At 70.3% G+C, this 15014-nt stretch carries 18 protein-coding genes; 10 read left to right on the top strand and 8 right to left on the bottom strand.

The features are described 5' to 3' along the window. Positions 1 to 4 precede the first annotated feature (4 nt). The 3 genes from DDF67_RS09970 to DDF67_RS09960 are packed head-to-tail and all read left to right on the top strand — an operon-like array spanning position 5 to position 2061. Positions 5 to 1006, top strand: a complete 1002-nt coding sequence (locus DDF67_RS09970) for a methionine ABC transporter ATP-binding protein (protein WP_109100723.1) — start codon at positions 5 to 7, stop codon at positions 1004 to 1006. Beyond that, complete coding sequence (locus tag DDF67_RS09965; protein ID WP_109100722.1) at positions 1003 to 1665, top strand: methionine ABC transporter permease; 663 nt, start codon at positions 1003 to 1005, stop codon at positions 1663 to 1665. Before DDF67_RS09970 ends, DDF67_RS09965 begins: the two co-directional genes overlap by 4 nt. Before the next feature lie 36 nt (positions 1666 to 1701). Further along, the gene (locus DDF67_RS09960) at positions 1702 to 2061 is read left to right on the top strand and encodes a hypothetical protein (RefSeq protein WP_109100721.1); all 360 of its coding nucleotides are present in this window, start codon (positions 1702 to 1704) and stop codon (positions 2059 to 2061) included. A gap of 7 nt (positions 2062 to 2068) precedes the next feature. Here the strand turns inward: DDF67_RS09960 and DDF67_RS09955 are convergent, their stop codons facing one another. Next, positions 2069 to 2524, bottom strand: a complete 456-nt coding sequence (locus DDF67_RS09955) for a hypothetical protein (protein ID WP_146198003.1) — start codon at positions 2522 to 2524, stop codon at positions 2069 to 2071. Positions 2525 to 2685: 161 nt separating this feature from the next. Between DDF67_RS09955 and DDF67_RS09950 the strand changes: the two genes are divergently transcribed. The 4 genes from DDF67_RS09950 (at position 2686) to DDF67_RS09935 (ending at position 6003) form a co-directional block, all read left to right on the top strand. Next, positions 2686 to 3489, top strand: coding sequence for a MetQ/NlpA family ABC transporter substrate-binding protein (locus DDF67_RS09950; RefSeq protein ID WP_109100719.1), 804 nt, complete (start codon positions 2686 to 2688; stop codon positions 3487 to 3489). Positions 3490 to 3649: 160 nt separating this feature from the next. Then, positions 3650 to 4420 carry a RadC family protein gene (radC, locus tag DDF67_RS09945; protein ID WP_109100718.1) on the top strand — a complete coding sequence of 257 codons (771 nt, stop codon included), beginning with the start codon at positions 3650 to 3652 and terminating at the stop codon, positions 4418 to 4420. Positions 4421 to 4430: 10 nt separating this feature from the next. Then, the gene (locus DDF67_RS09940) at positions 4431 to 4688 is read left to right on the top strand and encodes a hypothetical protein (RefSeq protein WP_146198002.1); all 258 of its coding nucleotides are present in this window, start codon (positions 4431 to 4433) and stop codon (positions 4686 to 4688) included. Between the two features lie 94 nt (positions 4689 to 4782). Further along, the gene (locus tag DDF67_RS09935) at positions 4783 to 6003 is read left to right on the top strand and encodes a dipeptidase (RefSeq protein ID WP_109100716.1); all 1221 of its coding nucleotides are present in this window, start codon (positions 4783 to 4785) and stop codon (positions 6001 to 6003) included. A gap of 144 nt (positions 6004 to 6147) precedes the next feature. On the opposite strand, the gene msrQ is transcribed toward DDF67_RS09935, so the two are convergent. The 7 genes from msrQ to DDF67_RS09900 all read right to left on the bottom strand — a co-directional run bounded on the left by msrQ (position 6148) and on the right by DDF67_RS09900 (position 12956). Further along, a complete protein-coding gene (msrQ, locus tag DDF67_RS09930) occupies positions 6148 to 6912 on the bottom strand; it encodes a protein-methionine-sulfoxide reductase heme-binding subunit MsrQ (RefSeq protein ID WP_109100715.1) in 765 nt (254 codons plus the stop codon). Then, entirely contained in the window at positions 6912 to 7859 is a 948-nt protein-coding gene (gene msrP / locus DDF67_RS09925; protein ID WP_109100787.1) for a protein-methionine-sulfoxide reductase catalytic subunit MsrP, read from the bottom strand. Before msrP ends, msrQ begins: the two co-directional genes overlap by 1 nt. A gap of 20 nt (positions 7860 to 7879) precedes the next feature. Continuing rightward, positions 7880 to 8401, bottom strand: coding sequence for a periplasmic heavy metal sensor (locus tag DDF67_RS09920; RefSeq protein WP_109100714.1), 522 nt, complete (start codon positions 8399 to 8401; stop codon positions 7880 to 7882). Beyond that, positions 8398 to 8829 carry a hypothetical protein gene (locus DDF67_RS09915; protein WP_109100713.1) on the bottom strand — a complete coding sequence of 144 codons (432 nt, stop codon included), beginning with the start codon at positions 8827 to 8829 and terminating at the stop codon, positions 8398 to 8400. The genes DDF67_RS09920 and DDF67_RS09915 overlap by 4 nt, the downstream gene beginning before the upstream one ends. Before the next feature lie 22 nt (positions 8830 to 8851). Continuing rightward, positions 8852 to 9412, bottom strand: a complete 561-nt coding sequence (locus tag DDF67_RS09910) for an RNA polymerase sigma factor (RefSeq protein WP_109100712.1) — start codon at positions 9410 to 9412, stop codon at positions 8852 to 8854. A 34-nt stretch (positions 9413 to 9446) separates the two neighbouring features. Further along, positions 9447 to 9848, bottom strand: coding sequence for an EF-hand domain-containing protein (locus DDF67_RS09905; RefSeq protein WP_109100711.1), 402 nt, complete (start codon positions 9846 to 9848; stop codon positions 9447 to 9449). Between the two features lie 231 nt (positions 9849 to 10079). Continuing rightward, positions 10080 to 12956, bottom strand: a complete 2877-nt coding sequence (locus DDF67_RS09900) for a bifunctional [glutamine synthetase] adenylyltransferase/[glutamine synthetase]-adenylyl-L-tyrosine phosphorylase (protein ID WP_233247600.1) — start codon at positions 12954 to 12956, stop codon at positions 10080 to 10082. A 99-nt stretch (positions 12957 to 13055) separates the two neighbouring features. Here DDF67_RS09900 and DDF67_RS09895 point away from each other — a divergent pair, with 99 nt between their 5' ends. From DDF67_RS09895 to DDF67_RS09885, 3 genes are all read left to right on the top strand, one after another. Further along, the gene (locus DDF67_RS09895; protein ID WP_058349304.1) at positions 13056 to 13424 is read left to right on the top strand and encodes a BlaI/MecI/CopY family transcriptional regulator; all 369 of its coding nucleotides are present in this window, start codon (positions 13056 to 13058) and stop codon (positions 13422 to 13424) included. Further along, complete coding sequence (locus DDF67_RS09890; RefSeq protein WP_109100709.1) at positions 13414 to 14322, top strand: M56 family metallopeptidase; 909 nt, start codon at positions 13414 to 13416, stop codon at positions 14320 to 14322. The genes DDF67_RS09895 and DDF67_RS09890 overlap by 11 nt, the downstream gene beginning before the upstream one ends. Positions 14323 to 14414: 92 nt before the next feature. Further along, positions 14415 to 14972 carry a hypothetical protein gene (locus DDF67_RS09885; RefSeq protein WP_109100708.1) on the top strand — a complete coding sequence of 186 codons (558 nt, stop codon included), beginning with the start codon at positions 14415 to 14417 and terminating at the stop codon, positions 14970 to 14972. The last annotated feature ends 42 nt before the right edge of the window (positions 14973 to 15014 follow it).

Raw genomic sequence — 15014 nt, 5'->3', positions numbered from 1 at the left:
GCCGGTGATCCGTTTCGAAGCCGTCTCCAAGACCTATGCCGCCACGCGTGGAGCGACCGGTCACGCGGCCCTGCGCGAAGCCTCGCTCGAGGTCGCGCAAGGGCAGGTGTTCGGGGTCATCGGCGCCTCGGGGGCCGGCAAGTCCACCCTGATCCGCCTGATCAACGGCCTGGAGCTGCCCACCGGCGGCAAGGTGATCGTCGACGGCGACGACGTGGCGGCGCTGGACGTCGCGGGCCTTCGGGCCCTGCGTCGCCGCGTCGGCATGATCTTCCAGCACTTCAACCTGCTGTCGTCAAAGACGGTCGAGCAGAACGTCGCCTTCCCGCTGAAGCTGGCCGGCCGCGGCCCCGCCGAGATCAAGGCGCGGACGGCCGAGCTCCTGGCGCGGGTGGGGCTGTCCGACCACGCCGCCAAGTATCCGGCCCAGCTGTCGGGCGGCCAGAAGCAGCGCGTCGGCATCGCCCGCGCCCTGGCCACGGCGCCGAAGATCCTGCTGTGCGACGAGGCCACCAGCGCGCTGGATCCCGAGACCACCGAACAGATCCTGGCCCTGATCTCCGACCTCAATCGCGAGCTTGGCCTCACCATCGTGCTGATCACCCACGAGATGGACGTGGTGCGCCGCGTCTGCGACCGGGTGGCGGTGCTGGAGGGCGGCCGCGTGGTCGAGCAGGGGCCGGTGGAAGAGGTGTTCCTGCACCCGGCCAGCGACACCGCCCGCCGCTTCGTCGGCGAGGTGGAGGACGCCTCCGAGGCCGCCCTGCCGGCCGGCGTGCTGGTGCGCCTGACCTTCAAGGGCGAGGCGACCTACAAGCCGGTGCTGGGCGCGGTGGCCCGCGAGACCGGCGTCGACTACTCGATCCTGGGCGGCCGCATCCACAAGCTGCGGGATGCGCCCTACGGCCAGCTGACCCTGGCGCTCACCGGCGGCGACGTCGAGGCCGCCATCGCCCGTTTCGAGGCCGCCGACGTGCGGATCGACCGCCTGGAGAAGGCCCGATGAGCCTGTTCGCCAACATTGACTGGGCCGATATCGGCCTGGCCACGCTCGACACCCTGACCATGCTCGGCGGCTCGATGGTCCTGACCGTGATCCTGGGCCTGCCGCTGGGCGTGATCCTGTTCCTGACCGGCAAGGGCCAGATGCTGGAAAGCAAGGCCGCCCATACGGCGCTGGGCCTGCTCGTCAACATCCTGCGCTCGGTGCCGTTCGTCATCCTGCTGATCGTCATGATCCCGCTGACCGTGCTGCTGGTCGGCACCTCGCTGGGTGTCGCCGGCGCCATTCCGCCTCTGGTGGTGGGCGCCGCGCCCTTCTACGCCCGCCTGGTCGAGACCGCCCTGCGCGAGGTCGACAAGGGCGTGGTCGAGGCCAGCTTCGCCCTGGGCGCCACGCGCCGGCAGGTGGTGCTGGGCGCGCTCTTGCCGGAGGCGATGCCAGGGATCATCGCCGGCGCCACCGTGACGGCCATCGCGCTCGTCTCCTACACCGCCATGGCAGGCGTGGTCGGGGCCGGCGGCCTGGGGGACCTGGCCATCCGCTTCGGCTACCAGCGCTTCCAGACCGACGTCATGGTGGTCACCGTGGCGCTGCTGCTGATCCTGGTGCAGGGGCTGCAGATGGTCGGCGACACGGTGGTGAGGAAGGTCTCGCACCGGTGATTGCGGGCGGCGGGGGAGGGGCCTAAGAACCCTCCCATGACCGACGAAATCCTTTCCGCCCCGCCGCCCGAGCACTGGGACCAGGCGCTGGCCGACACCCTGCCGGGCCGCATCATCCTGGTGGGCCTGACCTTCCTCGACGCCGACGGCGAGATCGAGGACGTCGAGCAGTTCCACGGCGTCATCCTGTCGGCCGATCCGGAGGAGGGCATCCTCGTCGACCTGCTGACGGCGGAAGAGGACGGCGACACCTACCTGCTGCCGCCCCAGACCTCGAACATCAAGCCGGCCATGCCGGGCGCCTACACCCTGGCCAATGGCGAGGTGCTGGAGAACCCCGACTTCGTGTCGAACTGGACGATCCAGGGGCCAGAAGATCCGGCGAACGACGACTGAGGCCGGGTCAGGTTCCCAGGCAGCGGCGCACCGCCAGCTCGATCAGGCGGCGCCGTTCCAGCATCGTGCCGACGGCGTCCCTGGCCCCTTCCATGGCGACATCGCCGACCATGGAGTCGTGGCAGACCAGCACGCGCTGCGTCACGCCCTCGGTCGTCAGGGTGCAGGCCCCGCCATAGATCGTGCCGGGGTAGTTGGTGGTGGTGCTGGTCGGCATGGAGAAGCCGGCGTCGCAGTCGGTGACCTTGGTGGTTAGCTTGTTGAACGTAAGGCCGCTCTGCAGCGTCCGGGTCACCTCGTCCAGCGTCTGGCCGTCGGCCCAGTCGAGCGGATAGTCGTATTCGCCGATGCGCACCGACTGCAGGTCTCTGGCGATGCGCATCGGACCGTCCAGGGCCTGGGCGGTGTTGGTCGTCGCCATCGCGAGGAGGCCGGCGAGGGCGCAAAGGAGGGGCGTCTTCATCGGCGGCGCTCATGGCTGCAGGGGTTCTGTGCGCAACCTATAGTCAAGCTGTCGCCGCGCCAACCACGCCGCCCTCTTCCCCGCCTCAGGAAAACTGATTCCGCATCCGGGGCGTTTGCGCGCAATACCCTCCCGGAATTATCGACTTACCGGAGCCGTTCATGGTCGCCCGCCGCGCCGCACTCGTCAGCCTCGCCGCCTTCGCCCTGCTGGCCGCCTGCAATCGCCAGCCCGCGCCGTCGGCGGCCGACACGCTGGTGGTCGGCGCCACCGCCGTGCCGCACGCCGAGGTGCTGGAGTTCATCAAGCCGAAGCTGGCGGCCGAAGGCCTGAAGCTCGACGTCAAGGTGTTCAACGACTACGTCCAGCCCAACGTGCAGCTGGCCGAGCGCCACCTGGACGCCAACTACTTCCAGACCGGCCCCTATCTCGACACCGTCAACGCCGATCGCGGCTGGGGGCTGGTCAAGGCGACGGGCGTGCACATCGAGCCGCTGGGCGCCTATTCGGCGAAGATCAAGGCCATCGCCGACCTGCCGGCCGGCGCCACGGTGGCCATCCCCAACGAGCCCAGCAACGGCGGCCGCGCCCTGCTGCTGCTCAACAAGAACGGCCTGATCACCCTGAAGGACCCGACCAACCCGGTGTCGACCCTGAAGGACATCACCGCCAACCCGAAGAACCTGAAGTTCAAGGAGCTGGAATCGGCGACCCTGCCGCGGGTGCTGAACCAGGTCGACCTGGCGGTGATCAACACCAACTACGCCCTGGACGCCAAGCTCGACCCGGCCAAGGACGCCCTGCTGATCGAGGACAAGACCAGCCCCTACGTGAACTTCCTGGTCACCCGTCCGGACAATGCCTCCGACCCGCGCGTGGCCAAGCTGGCCAAGGCCCTGACCTCGCCCGAGGTGAAGGCGTTCATGGCGCAGAAGTACAAGGGCGCGGTGGTTCCGGCGTTCTGAGGCAGGGCTTTTTCTCGCGCCTTTTTCCTGCCTCCCTGGGCGCAGGGCCCAGGAAGGCGATCTTGGGGAAGCGAAAATCACCGGGTTCGTCCTCGGCGATCGCGCGTCCTCGACAACTCCAGATTGTTAAGCTCTAATCGCGCTCACGCAGAGGGGCGCGATGGTCAGCGGCAAGTCCTTGAAGGTGTCGGAGGCCGCGCCGCGCGCGCTCCAGGCGGCGGAGCCGGCCAAGGCCAAGGCGAGCAAGGCCGCGCTGGTCGCCGCCCACCACAGCGGCCATCGCGAGCGGCTGCGGGAGCGGGCCAGGGCCGGCGGGCTGGCCGCGCTGCCCGACTACGAACTGCTCGAACTCTACCTCTTCCGCAGCCTGCCGCGCGGCGACGTCAAGCCGCTGGCCAAGACGCTGCTGGCCCGCTTCGGCTCGTTCGCGGCCGTGCTGGGCGCGACCGTCGAGGAACTGAAGACCGTGTCCGGCGTGGGTGAGACGGCGGCGGTGGACCTCAAGATCCTGCACGAGGCCACCCTGCGGGCCGGGCGCGAGGGCATCACCAAGCGGCCGGTGATCTCGTCGTGGACGGCGCTTCTGGGCTATGTCCGCGTCGCCCTGGCCAACGAGTCCCGCGAGCAGTTCCGCGTGCTGTTCCTCGACAAGAAGAACCAGCTGATCGCCGACGAGGTGATGAACCACGGCACGGTCGACCATGCGCCGGTCTATCCGCGCGAGGTGATGCGCCGGGCGCTGGAGCTTTCCAGCTCCAACCTGATCCTGCTGCACAATCACCCCAGCGGCGATCCCACGCCCTCGCGGCCCGATATCGAGATGACCAAGCAGATCGTCTCGGCCGGCAAGGCGCTGAGCATCGCCGTGCACGACCACCTGGTGGTGGGCCGCGACGGGGTGGCCAGCTTCAAGGCGCTGGGGCTGATCTGAGCCCATGCGCGTGGTCCTGATCCTCATCGCCTGCACCCTGCTGACGCCGCCGACGGTCTTCTTCGGCGCACTTGTCGCCGGCTCGCTGCATCATGGCTACGGCTGGTCGGAGATGGACTGGAACAGCGACGGCTGGACCAGCCTGGGCGAATTCCTCGACGCGGCCGATATCGGCAAGCGCGAGGCGGTGGTCTGCCAGCGCGTCTGCACCGAATACTTCGCCTACAAGGATGGCATGCCGGTCCGCACCGACTGCCCGACGCCCTAGCAGGGCGCGGCGATCGGCCGAAGAAAATCTAATGTCCTTGACGGAGGGGACGGCATTGCGGAGCTTGGCGCGATCAGCTGTTCCGGAGTGTTCCATGCGTCGCCTGCTGTCAGTCCTCCTCGGCTCGGCCGCCCTGCTGGGCGCGGCCGCCCACGCCGCCGAGGCGCCTGTCTCGAAAGCTGACAGGGCGCTGCACGAGCGCATGCTGACGCTGGACACCCACCTCGACACCCCCGAGCACTTCGCCCGCCCCGGCTGGAGCATGGTCGACCGTCACAGCGTCCCGCAGGACTTCAGCCAGGTTGATCTGCCGCGCATGAACGACGGCGGGCTCGATGGCGGGTTTTTCGTGATCTACACCGGCCAGGGCGACCTGACCGCCGAGGGCTATCGCAAGGCCCGCGACTTCGCCCTGACCCGCGCGACCGAGATCCGCGAGATGGTGGCCGCCCATTCCGACCAGTTCGAGCTGGCCTACACGCCCGAAGACGCCCTGCGCATCAGCAAGGCGGGCAAGAAGTTCGCCTTCCAGAGCATCGAGAACAGCTGGCCGCTGGGCGAGGACCTGACCCTGCTGCAGACCTTCTACGGCGCGGGCGTGCGGATGGCGGGCCCTGTCCACTTCCGCAACAACCAGTTCGCCGACAGCTCCACCGATCCCAAGGGCAAGATCTGGAACGGCTTCTCTCCGCTCGGTCTGCGCTGGCTGGCCGAGGCCAACCGCCTGGGCATACTGATCGACGTCAGCCACGCCTCGGACGATGTCGTGGACCAGGCCGTGGCCCTGTCGAAGGTTCCGGTCATCGCCTCGCACTCGGGCGCTCGGGCCGTCTTCGACCACCCGCGCAATCTCGACGACGCGCGCATCAGGAAGATCGCAGAGAGCGGCGGGGCGATCTGCATCAACTCGGTCTATCTGCGCGCCTCCACGCCCAGCCCCGAGCGCAAGGCCGCGCTGGAGGCCCTCGGCCGCGGACCGGGCGACGAGGCGACCCAGGCCGACTTCGTGGCCTATGCCAGGAAGCGCGCCGAACTGGACAAGAAGTTTCCGCCGGTGCGGGCCAACTTCGACACCTTCATGGACAGCATGAACCACGTGCTGAAGATCGGCGGCGCCAAGGCCGTCTGCATCGGCGCCGACTGGGACGGCGGCGGCGGCGTCGAGGGCCTGGAAGACGTGGCCGACCTGCCCAAGATCACCGCCCGCCTGAAGGCGGCGGGCTATTCCGACGCCGACATCGAGGCGATCTGGAGCGGCAACGTGCTGAGGCTGCTGGGCCAGGCGCAGGCCTACGCGAAGGGCTTGACCAAATAGGATCCTTCCATCCAACCGGATCCTCCCCCTCTGGGGGAGGTGGCCCGGAGGGCCGGAGGGGGGGCGTTTTCAGCTGCCTCTGATCGGGCCGCGACTTCCCCCCACCGATCGCTGCGCGATCGCCTCCCCCACTGGGGGAGGTTCCTATTTGGCCACCTTGCGCCAGACCCGCCATCCCAGCAGCACCGCCAGGATCCCCGCATAGACCAGCGGCGGGCGATGGTCGGCCTTCACAAGCAGGTAGTAGTGGGCCACGCCCAGCGGCACGATGACGTAGATCAGCCAGTGCAGCCGGCTCCAGGCCGCGCGGCCCATGCGGATCACCCAGCCGTTGGTCGAGGTCACCGCCAGCGGGACCAGCAGCACGAACGCGGCCATCCCCAGGGTGATGAACGGCCGCTTGAGGATGTCCTTCCACAGCTGGCCGAAGTCGAAATAGAGGTCGACGCCGATATAGCTGAGGAGATGCAGCGACACATAGGCGAAGGCGAAGAGGCCGATGGTCCGCCGAAAGCGCAAGAGGCGCGGCTTCCTCAGGATCACTGCGGCGGGCGTGATCGCCAGGCCGACCAGCAGCAGCCGCATGCCCCAGACGCCCAGCTGGCGGATCAGGGTCTCGATCGGATTGGCGCCCAGGTCGCCAGTGAAGGCGCGGAAGGCCAGCCAGACCAGCGGCGCGGCGCAGGCCAGCCAGACGGCGGCATAGACGAGGTTGTCGCGGGTCTTGGAGGGGCGTTTCCTTCTTGCTCCTCCCCCGCGTGCGGGGGAGGGGGACCGCGAAGCGGTGGAGGGGGCGGCGGCACGCGCGGCGCTCTGTCCCTCGCCCCCTCCGTCACGCTGCGTGTCCGCAGCGCGCCACCTCCCCCGTTTCACGGGGGAGGAGCGGGGATGCTCGACTTCGTTTGTCATCAGAAGTTCCGCTTCAGATCCATGCCGCGATAGAGATCCGCCACCCACTCGCCGTAGCCGTTGAAGGCCAGGGTGTCGCGCCGCCGGAACTCGCCGATGCGGCGCTCGGTGGCCTGCGACCAGCGGGGGTGGTCCACGGCCGGATTGACGTTGGAATAGAAGCCGTACTCGCGCGGCGCCGACAGGTTCCAGGCCGTCGGCGGCTGGCGCTCGACGAGGCTGATGCGGGTGATCGACTTGATGCTCTTGAAGCCGTACTTCCACGGCACGACGAGGCGCAGGGGCGCGCCGTTCTGGTTGGGCAGGGTCTCGCCATAGAGCCCGACGGCGATCAGGGTCAGCGGATGGACGGCCTCGTCGATGCGCAGGCCCTCGCGGTAGGGCCACTGCAGCACGTCCCAGCGCTGGCCGGTCATCTCCGAGGGGCGCATCAGGGTCTCGAAGGCGACGAACCTGGCCTTGGACGTCGGCTTGACCGCGGCGATCAGGTCCTTCAGCGGAAAGCCCACCCAGGGGATCACCATCGACCAGCCCTCGACGCAGCGCAGGCGATAGATCCGCTCTTCCAGCTTGTTCTTGATCAGCTCGTCGATGTCGAAGGTGCGGGGCGCCTCGCAGGCGCCGTCGACCCGGACGGTCCAGGGACGGGTCTTCAGCTTGCCGGCGTTCTGCGCCGGGTCGCCCTTGTCGACGCCGAATTCGTAGAAGTTGTTGTAGCTGGTGATGTCGTTCTTCGGCGTCGGCTTCTCGGTGGTCGAGAAGCCCTTGGTGAAGGCCAAGGGCGCCGCGCTCGCCACGCCGCCAAGGCCCGCGAGACCCAGGCCCGCCGCCCCGGCGATGAACTCGCGGCGGCGAAGATAGAGCCCCCTGTCGGTGACGTCGTTGTCGGTCAGGTCGGGACGATGGCGGATAAGCACGGGCGTGTCTCCGGTTACAGTGTCGAAGATACGGAGCCGGATGCGGTTGGTTACGGGGTCTGGCGGTTTTTTCTTCGCGGCCGCTCGCCGGCCTGCTCGTCTCGCGGCTTCTGGCGGGGGGCGTAGACCCGCTTCAGGCCCTCGGCCAGCACCTGGCGCTCCTCGGAGGGCAAGCTCTCGGCGAAGGCCGTCAGGCGGCCGTCGACCTTGGCGCGCACTCCGCTTTCCAGCGTGCGGGCGGCCGCCATCCGGCGGTCGGCCTCGGCGCGGTCGAAGCGGCCATCGGCCATGGCCTCGACCACGGCCCGTCGCTCGGCGCGGGCGGCCTGGGCGTCGGCGCGGTTCTCCAGGGCGGCTTCGCGCAGGCTGCGGCGCAGGGCGCGGCGGTGCTCGGGCGTCAGGTCGCGACCGGCGGTCCACAGCGGCGGACGCTGGGCCAGGGCGGCGGCGGCCGGAGCTTCGCGGCGGGCCTCCTGGCGCATCCAGGCCGCGCCGGCGATGCCGCCGATCAGGAACAGGTTCAGCGCGCCGGAAATCACCAGGGCGACGATCAGGGGACGGTTGGCGCTCATAGGTCGGTCGCCTCATCCAGGAGCTCTGCGGCCGCGTCGGGTTCGGGCTGGTCATAGGCGGCGGCCAGTATGGCGTCGGCCCGGCGGTCGAGCCGGTCGCCTTCGCCCGAGGCGACGCCGACGGCGACGCCGGCCACGGTGGCGGCGGCCAGGCCCAGACCGGCGGCCAGGCCGGCCCACCAGGCGCCGCCGGATCGGCGCGGCCTGGGCGCGGCCTCCAGCAGCCGCCCCATCAGGGCCGCGTCGGCGCTCTGGGCCGGCGCCAGGTCGAGCAGGCGGTCGAGGTCGCTCTCGGCGGCCAGCACCGCGCCCAGGCCATGCGGATCGGCGGCCAGGGCCGAGCGGGCGGCCTCGCGCACCGCCTGCGGCCAGCGGCCGATGTCGCCGCCGTGGGCGGCGGCCAGTTGCGCGAAGCGGTCGGGGGTCATGGTCGCGCGCCCTCCTTGAAGCTCATCGAACCGCCTCCATCAGGTCGGCCAGGGCCGCGCGCAGGGCGCGCCGTCCACGGCCCAGCAGGCTTTCCAGCGTCTCGACCGACACCCCCAGCAGGGCGGCGGCCTCCTTGTTGCCCAGGCCCTGGTGGTGGCACAGCACGATCGCCTCGCGCTGGCGCTCGGGCAGGGCGGCCAGGGCCGCCTCGATGCGGCCGCCGATCTGCACGCCCAGCAGCGCGCCTTCGCCGTCGGGCGCCAGGTCGGCCACCTCGGGCGGCTGCGCCATAATCGTCTCCCGTCGGCGCCGCAGCCGGTCGCGGCACAGGTTCAGCGCCACGCGGTGCAGCCAGGTGTCGAAGCGGGCCTGGCCGGGACGCCACGAGGGCGCCTGCTTCCAGGCCCGCAGGAAGGTCTCCTGGGCCACGTCCTGGGCCTCGTACGGATCGGCCAGGAGCCGTCGGGCCAAGGCCAGGATGCGTGGCAGGCGAGCGTCCAGCAGCCGTCGCACGGCGGCCTGTTCGCCCCGTCCCACGCCTTCCAGCAACGCCAGGTCGGGGTCTTCCCCCTCGCTCGCCAAGCCTCACCTCGTCACGCCAAGCCCATGCCGGCCGTCACATCGCAGCCTTGGCCTTGCCGGCCGCGGCCTGCCGTTCGGCCGAGGTGAGCACGCCGTCGCCGTCGGCGTCCATCCGCTTGAAGCGCTTGGCGGCCATGGCCTCCAGTTCGGCACGCGACAGGAAGCCGTCCTTGTCGGCGTCCATCCGGCCCCACAGGCGCTCGCCGCGCCCGGCCTTGGCGCCTTGGGCGCCGTCGGCCTTCTTCTGGCGCATGGCCTCGAACTCGGTCTTCGACAGCTTGCCGTCCTTGTTGGCGTCCAGCTTGGCCAGCATCTGGCCCGCGCGCTCGGCCTGGAAGGCGGCCAGGGTCTGGCCGGCCGGCTTGGTCTGGGCCAGGGCCGGGACGGCGCAGGCGGCGATCGCGGTCGCGGCGACCAGGGTGGTGAACGTCTTCATCGAGTGCTCCAGGAATGGGGATGGCCCGTCCTTCAGGAGCTTCAACGGGGCCGGGCGGGGTTTCCGTCGGAAGATCCTCTCCCTGAAGGGGGAGGTGTCGGCGAAGCCGGCGGAGGGGGAAGTGGGCTGACTGCCAGCGTTTCGAAAGCTGAAAACGGCCCCCCTCCGGCCCTCCGGGCCACCTCCCCCCGAGGGGGAGGATCTTGGGCGGCGGGAGCCCTCGCCCTCCCCCTATTTCACCACGTCCTCGAACGCCTTGCGGGCTTCGGCCTTGGCCTTGACCAGCTTGGCCTTCAGCGAGCGGAACTGGGTCACGTGACCCGCCCGCGCCAGCAGCGCCCGGAAGGCCTTGGGTTCGCTTTCCGGGTCGTCGCCGTTCTCCAGCGCCACCTTGATCAGCTGCGACAGGTCCTGCTCCAGCCGCCAGGCCGACAGGGCCGCGGTCAGGGACGCCTTGTCGGCCAGGCCCGCGGCGATCAGGGCCGAGAGGGCTTCTCCGGTGTTCTGGGCCAGCGGGCCTCCATTGGGGCCATGGGCCAGTTGCAGGAATTGGGCGATGAACTCGATGTCGACAAGGCCGCCGGGCTCCAGCTTCAGGTCCCATGGGCCCTTGCCCGGCCGCTCACGCTCCATCAGGTCGCGCATCTCCAGCACGTCGGCGGCGGTCCTGGCCACGTCGCGGGGGCGGCGCAGGGCGGCCTCGATGGCGCCTTCGGCCCGGGCCTTGAAGGCCGGCGAGCTGGCCCAGATCACCCGGGCGCGGGTCAGGGCCAGCAGCTCCCAGGTCTCGCACTCGCGCTCGTAATAGTCCTCGAAGGCGGTGAAGCTGACGGCCACCGGCCCCTTGCTGCCCGATGGGCGCAGCTTCAGGTCCACCTCGTAGAGCGTGCCCTCGGCCGTCGGCGCCGACAGGGCCGAGGCCAGGCGCTGGGTGAAGCGGGCGTAGAAGACGTCGGCGCTCCAGCCCTTCATCTCCGACATCGCGGCGGGCTCGTCGGCCGCATAGAGCGTCATGAGGTCGAGGTCGGACTTGGCCGTCATCTCCCGCGAGCCGGCCTTGCCCAGGGCGACCACGGCCACCTGGCCAGGGAAGCCCCCGCCCAGCCGCTCGACCTCGGCCAGGGCGGCCGGCGCCAGGCCCCCGACGATCAGGTCGCCGAGGTCGGCGAAGGCGCGGCCCACGTCGCGGGCGTCGGCCGTGCCGCTCATCACCCGCACCCCGATGCGGAAGGTCTGGTCGCGGAACAGCCGCCGGGCCGCGTCCATCGACGGTTCGAACTCGGACGGATCCCAGGGAACCTCCGACGGCATCTCCATCGGACCGAAGAAGGCCGGGTCCAGCAGGGCGTCCAGGGCCGTAGGGCGGCGGGCCAGGGTCGCGGCCAGGCGCGGGGCGAAGGCCATGACCTGCACCACAAGCTCGAACAGGCGCGGCTGGGCCAGGAACAGCGACTGGATCTGCACGCCCGAGCTCAGCGAGGCGAAGAAGTCGGCGAAGCGGTTGAAGGCCGCGTCCGGCGCGCCCGTGGCGTTGGCCGCGTCCAGCAGGCGCGGGGCCAGGCGGGTGAAGAGCTCGCGGCCGCGCTCGGTGCGTGTGGCGGCGATATGGCCATGGTGCCAGCCGCGGATGGTGGCGGCCACGCGCTCGGGCGACGAAAAGCCCATGCGCTTGAGCGTGGCCAGGGTTTCGGGATCGTCCTCGACGCCGGTGAACACCAGGCTGCCGAACCGCGACGACAGCTCCTCCTCGCCCTTGAAGAGGGCGCCGTAGCGCTGGTTGACGCCCTTGAGCATCTTGCCGACGGCGGCGTCGAAGCTGCGCAAGGCGCCCTGGTTCCAGAGGGCGGCGACCTTCTTCCGGTCGGCGTCGGACTCCGGCAGCTTGTGGGTCTGGTCGTCGGCGATCATCTGGGCCCGGTGCTCCAGGGCGCGCAGGTCGTGATAGGCGGCGGTCAGGTACTCGCAGTCCTCCGGCGTCACATGGCCGGCGTCGCGCAGGGCGGCCAGGGCGTCCAGCGTGCGGGGGCTGCGCAGGTCCGGATGGCGGCCGCCGAGGATCAGCTGCTGGGTCTGGACGAAGAACTCGATCTCGCGGATGCCGCCGCGACCCAGCTTCAGGTCCGCGCCCTTGGCCTCCAGCCGCTCGTCCACCTTGTAGGCGTGGATCTGGCGCTTGATCGAGTGGATGTCGGCGATGGCGGCGAAGTCGAGGTTGCGCCGCCAGATGAAGGGCTGCAGCTCGGCCAGGAAGGCCTCGCCGCGAGCGATGTCGCCGGCGGCGATGCGGGCCTTGATGTGGGCCGCCCGCTCCCAGTTCTGGCCGACGCTCTCGTAGTAGTCGAGGGCCGCGTCGATCGGCATGGCCGGCGGGGTCGAGCTGGGATCGGGGCGCAGGCGCAGGTCGATGCGGAAGACGTAGCCGTCGCCGGTGCGCTCGGCCAGCATCCGGCCCAGGTGCTGGGTCAGGCGCACGGCCACGCCCTGCGGCTCGGTCCCCTCGCTGACCGGCAGCGCCTCGGGCGCGTAGAAGATCGAGAAATCGATGTCGCTGGAATAGTTCAGCTCATAGGCGCCGTGCTTGCCCATGGCGATGCAGAACAGGCCTGGGATCGGACCATCGGCGCCGTCTCCGACATGGGTGAGGGCGCCGCGCGCCACCTCGACCCGGGCGGCCTGGGCCAGGGCGGCGTGCAGGCTGGCGTCGGCGAAGCGGGTCAGGGCGCCGGTCACCGCGTCGAGGTCCCAGACCCCGCCCAGGTCGCACAGGGCGGTCAAGAGGTGCAGGTCGGCCTTCAGGTCCCGGAGCGTCTTGCGGGCGGTCTCGAAGTCGGGCTCGGCGGCGACGCCCCGGGCGGCCGTCAGGATCTGGGCCAGGCGCTCCTGCGGATCGCTGTCGAGGATGGTTGGCAGGCGCACGCCGTCGCGGCGCGCCAGGCTGGCCAGATAGGGGCTGGCGGAGAAGACCGGGGCCAGGGCCGGCCAGGCGGCGTCGACGACGCCCATCCGCTCGCCGGCCCGCTTGGCGATCATCTCGTGGGCGCGCTCGGCCGCCTTGGGATCAATGATCGGACCGCAGGGCGCGAGGCGGGGAGCGAGCTGATGAGTCATGCCCCGCACTCTTAACCGACCGATCGCGTCCGCCAAGCATCGCTTGACGGCTTCATTTACGGGCGTAATCATCCAGGTCTGTAGAGCCAGCGGACAGCCATGAGCATCACCCACGCCGAAAGCCACGTCATGGAAGCGCTCTGGAGCCAGAGCCCCCTGACCGTCGAGGAGATCCTGGAGGCCGTCGCCGGCCCGCAGGGCTGGGGCGAGGCCACGGTCAAGACGCTGATCAACCGCCTGCTCAAGCGCAAGGCCATCGAGTCGCGCCGCATCGACGGCCGCGTCCGCTACGTGCCGATCGTCAGCCGCGCCGAGTATCTGCAGACCGAGAGCCAGGGCCTGCTGGACCGCCTGTTCGAAGGCCGCCTGACGCCGCTGGTCGCCCATTTCGCCAAGCACCGCTCGCTGTCGCCCGACGAGGTCAAGCAGCTGAAGCAGTTGATCGCGGAGCTGGACGATGCTGATTGAACTGCTGGCCATAACCCTGCTGCGGGCGCAGCTGGCCGCCGCCGTCGGCGTCCTGGTCGTCCTGGCGCTGCGCGTTCCGGTTCGACGCCTGGTCGGTTCGGAAGCGGCCTACAAGCTGTGGCGCCTGGCGCCGGCCGCAGCTCTGGCCAGCGTCTTCCCCAGCCTGTCGGACGCCCTGGGCGCGGGCGCCGCGCAACAGCCGCCCGAGCGCCTGCTGGCCGTGGCCTTCCTGGTCGTCTGGCTGGCCGGCGTCGTCGGCCTGATCGGCTTCATCGCCCTGGCCGAGCGGGCCTTCCGCAAGCGCGCCCGCCAGGGTCTAGAAGGGCCGGCCGTCATGGGCGTGTTCTGTCCGCGCCTGGTCATCCCGCGCGACTTCGCCCAGCGCTTCACCGCCGCCGAGCGTGAACTCGTCCTGGCCCACGAGCGCGCCCACATGCGGCGCGGCGATCCGCGCGGCAACCTGATCATCACCGCCTGCCAGGCGCTGGGCTGGCTGAACCCGATCGTTCATCTGGGGGCGTTCGTCGCTCGCCTCGACCAGGAGATCGCCTGCGACGGCGACGTCGTGGCGCTGCACCCCAAGGCCCGCAAGCGTTACGCCGAGACCCTGATGAAGGCCCACGCCTTCACTGCCGCCTCGCCGCTGGCCTGCGCCTTCGGCCGCCATCCTCTGGTCTCGCGGGTGCGGGTCATCGCCGGTCCGGCGCCGGTCTCGAGCGAGGGCCTGACCGCCGCCGTCACCCTGGGCGCCCTGACCGTGATGATCGTCATGGGCGTCTGGTCCCTGGCCCCGCGCGGCCCGGCCCCGCCCTCGACCCGCATTCCCGGCGCCAGCGCCCGCCTGTTCGTCGACGGCGTCACCCCGCCGCCGCTGAACCGCAGCGTCGAGGTTCGGTAGGCTCGCGGCGGCCGCCGCGCTGGCAGGGGAGCGGTTGAATTTAAAAACTACACGTGTAATCTATTCTCGCTCATCGAAGGGGAGAGGTCACCGTGTCGTTCGTCCTGCCCGTTCCCGACGCCCATGTCGGCCGCAAGCGCGGAGTCGCCATCGCCTGGCGCATCCTCGGTCTCGTCATGGTCGGCTCGATGCTGGCGGCCCTGGCCTACGGGATCTTCGACTTCATCCGGTTCGAGCAGGCGATGGGCGCGCTGCCGCCGGCCAAGGGCGCGGCGCTGGAGCCGGCGCGGCGCGAGGCGGCCCGGCGCTGGGCCGTGGTGCATCCCGTCCTCGTCGCTCGCCTGAAGCAATCGCGCGAGCTGGAGCTGGGCGGGGTGTGGATGATGCGGACGGGCCGGGTCTGCGGCGTGGTCAACGGCAAGACCAGCTTCGGCGGCTTCACGGGGATGACCCGGTTCTACACCGATGGCGACACGCCGGTGTTTCCTTACGACGACAAGGGCCGCTTCCGCGAGACCTGGCATCAGTGCGATCGCGACCGCTGGGCGGTGATCCGCGAAGGCTCGGACGAGACGGGCTTCTGCGCGACGAAGTTCGGCCAGACCCGCTGCCGGGTGGTGCGCCGCCAGGCGAGGACAATGCCGAGATAGCCTCCAAAAGAAAGCCCGCGCCGCCCTGGAAGGAGAGCGACG

The sequence above is a fragment of the Caulobacter endophyticus genome, from assembly GCF_003116815.1.
Lineage (GTDB): Bacteria > Pseudomonadota > Alphaproteobacteria > Caulobacterales > Caulobacteraceae > Caulobacter > Caulobacter endophyticus.
This window is presented reverse-complemented; position numbering and strand designations above follow the sequence as displayed.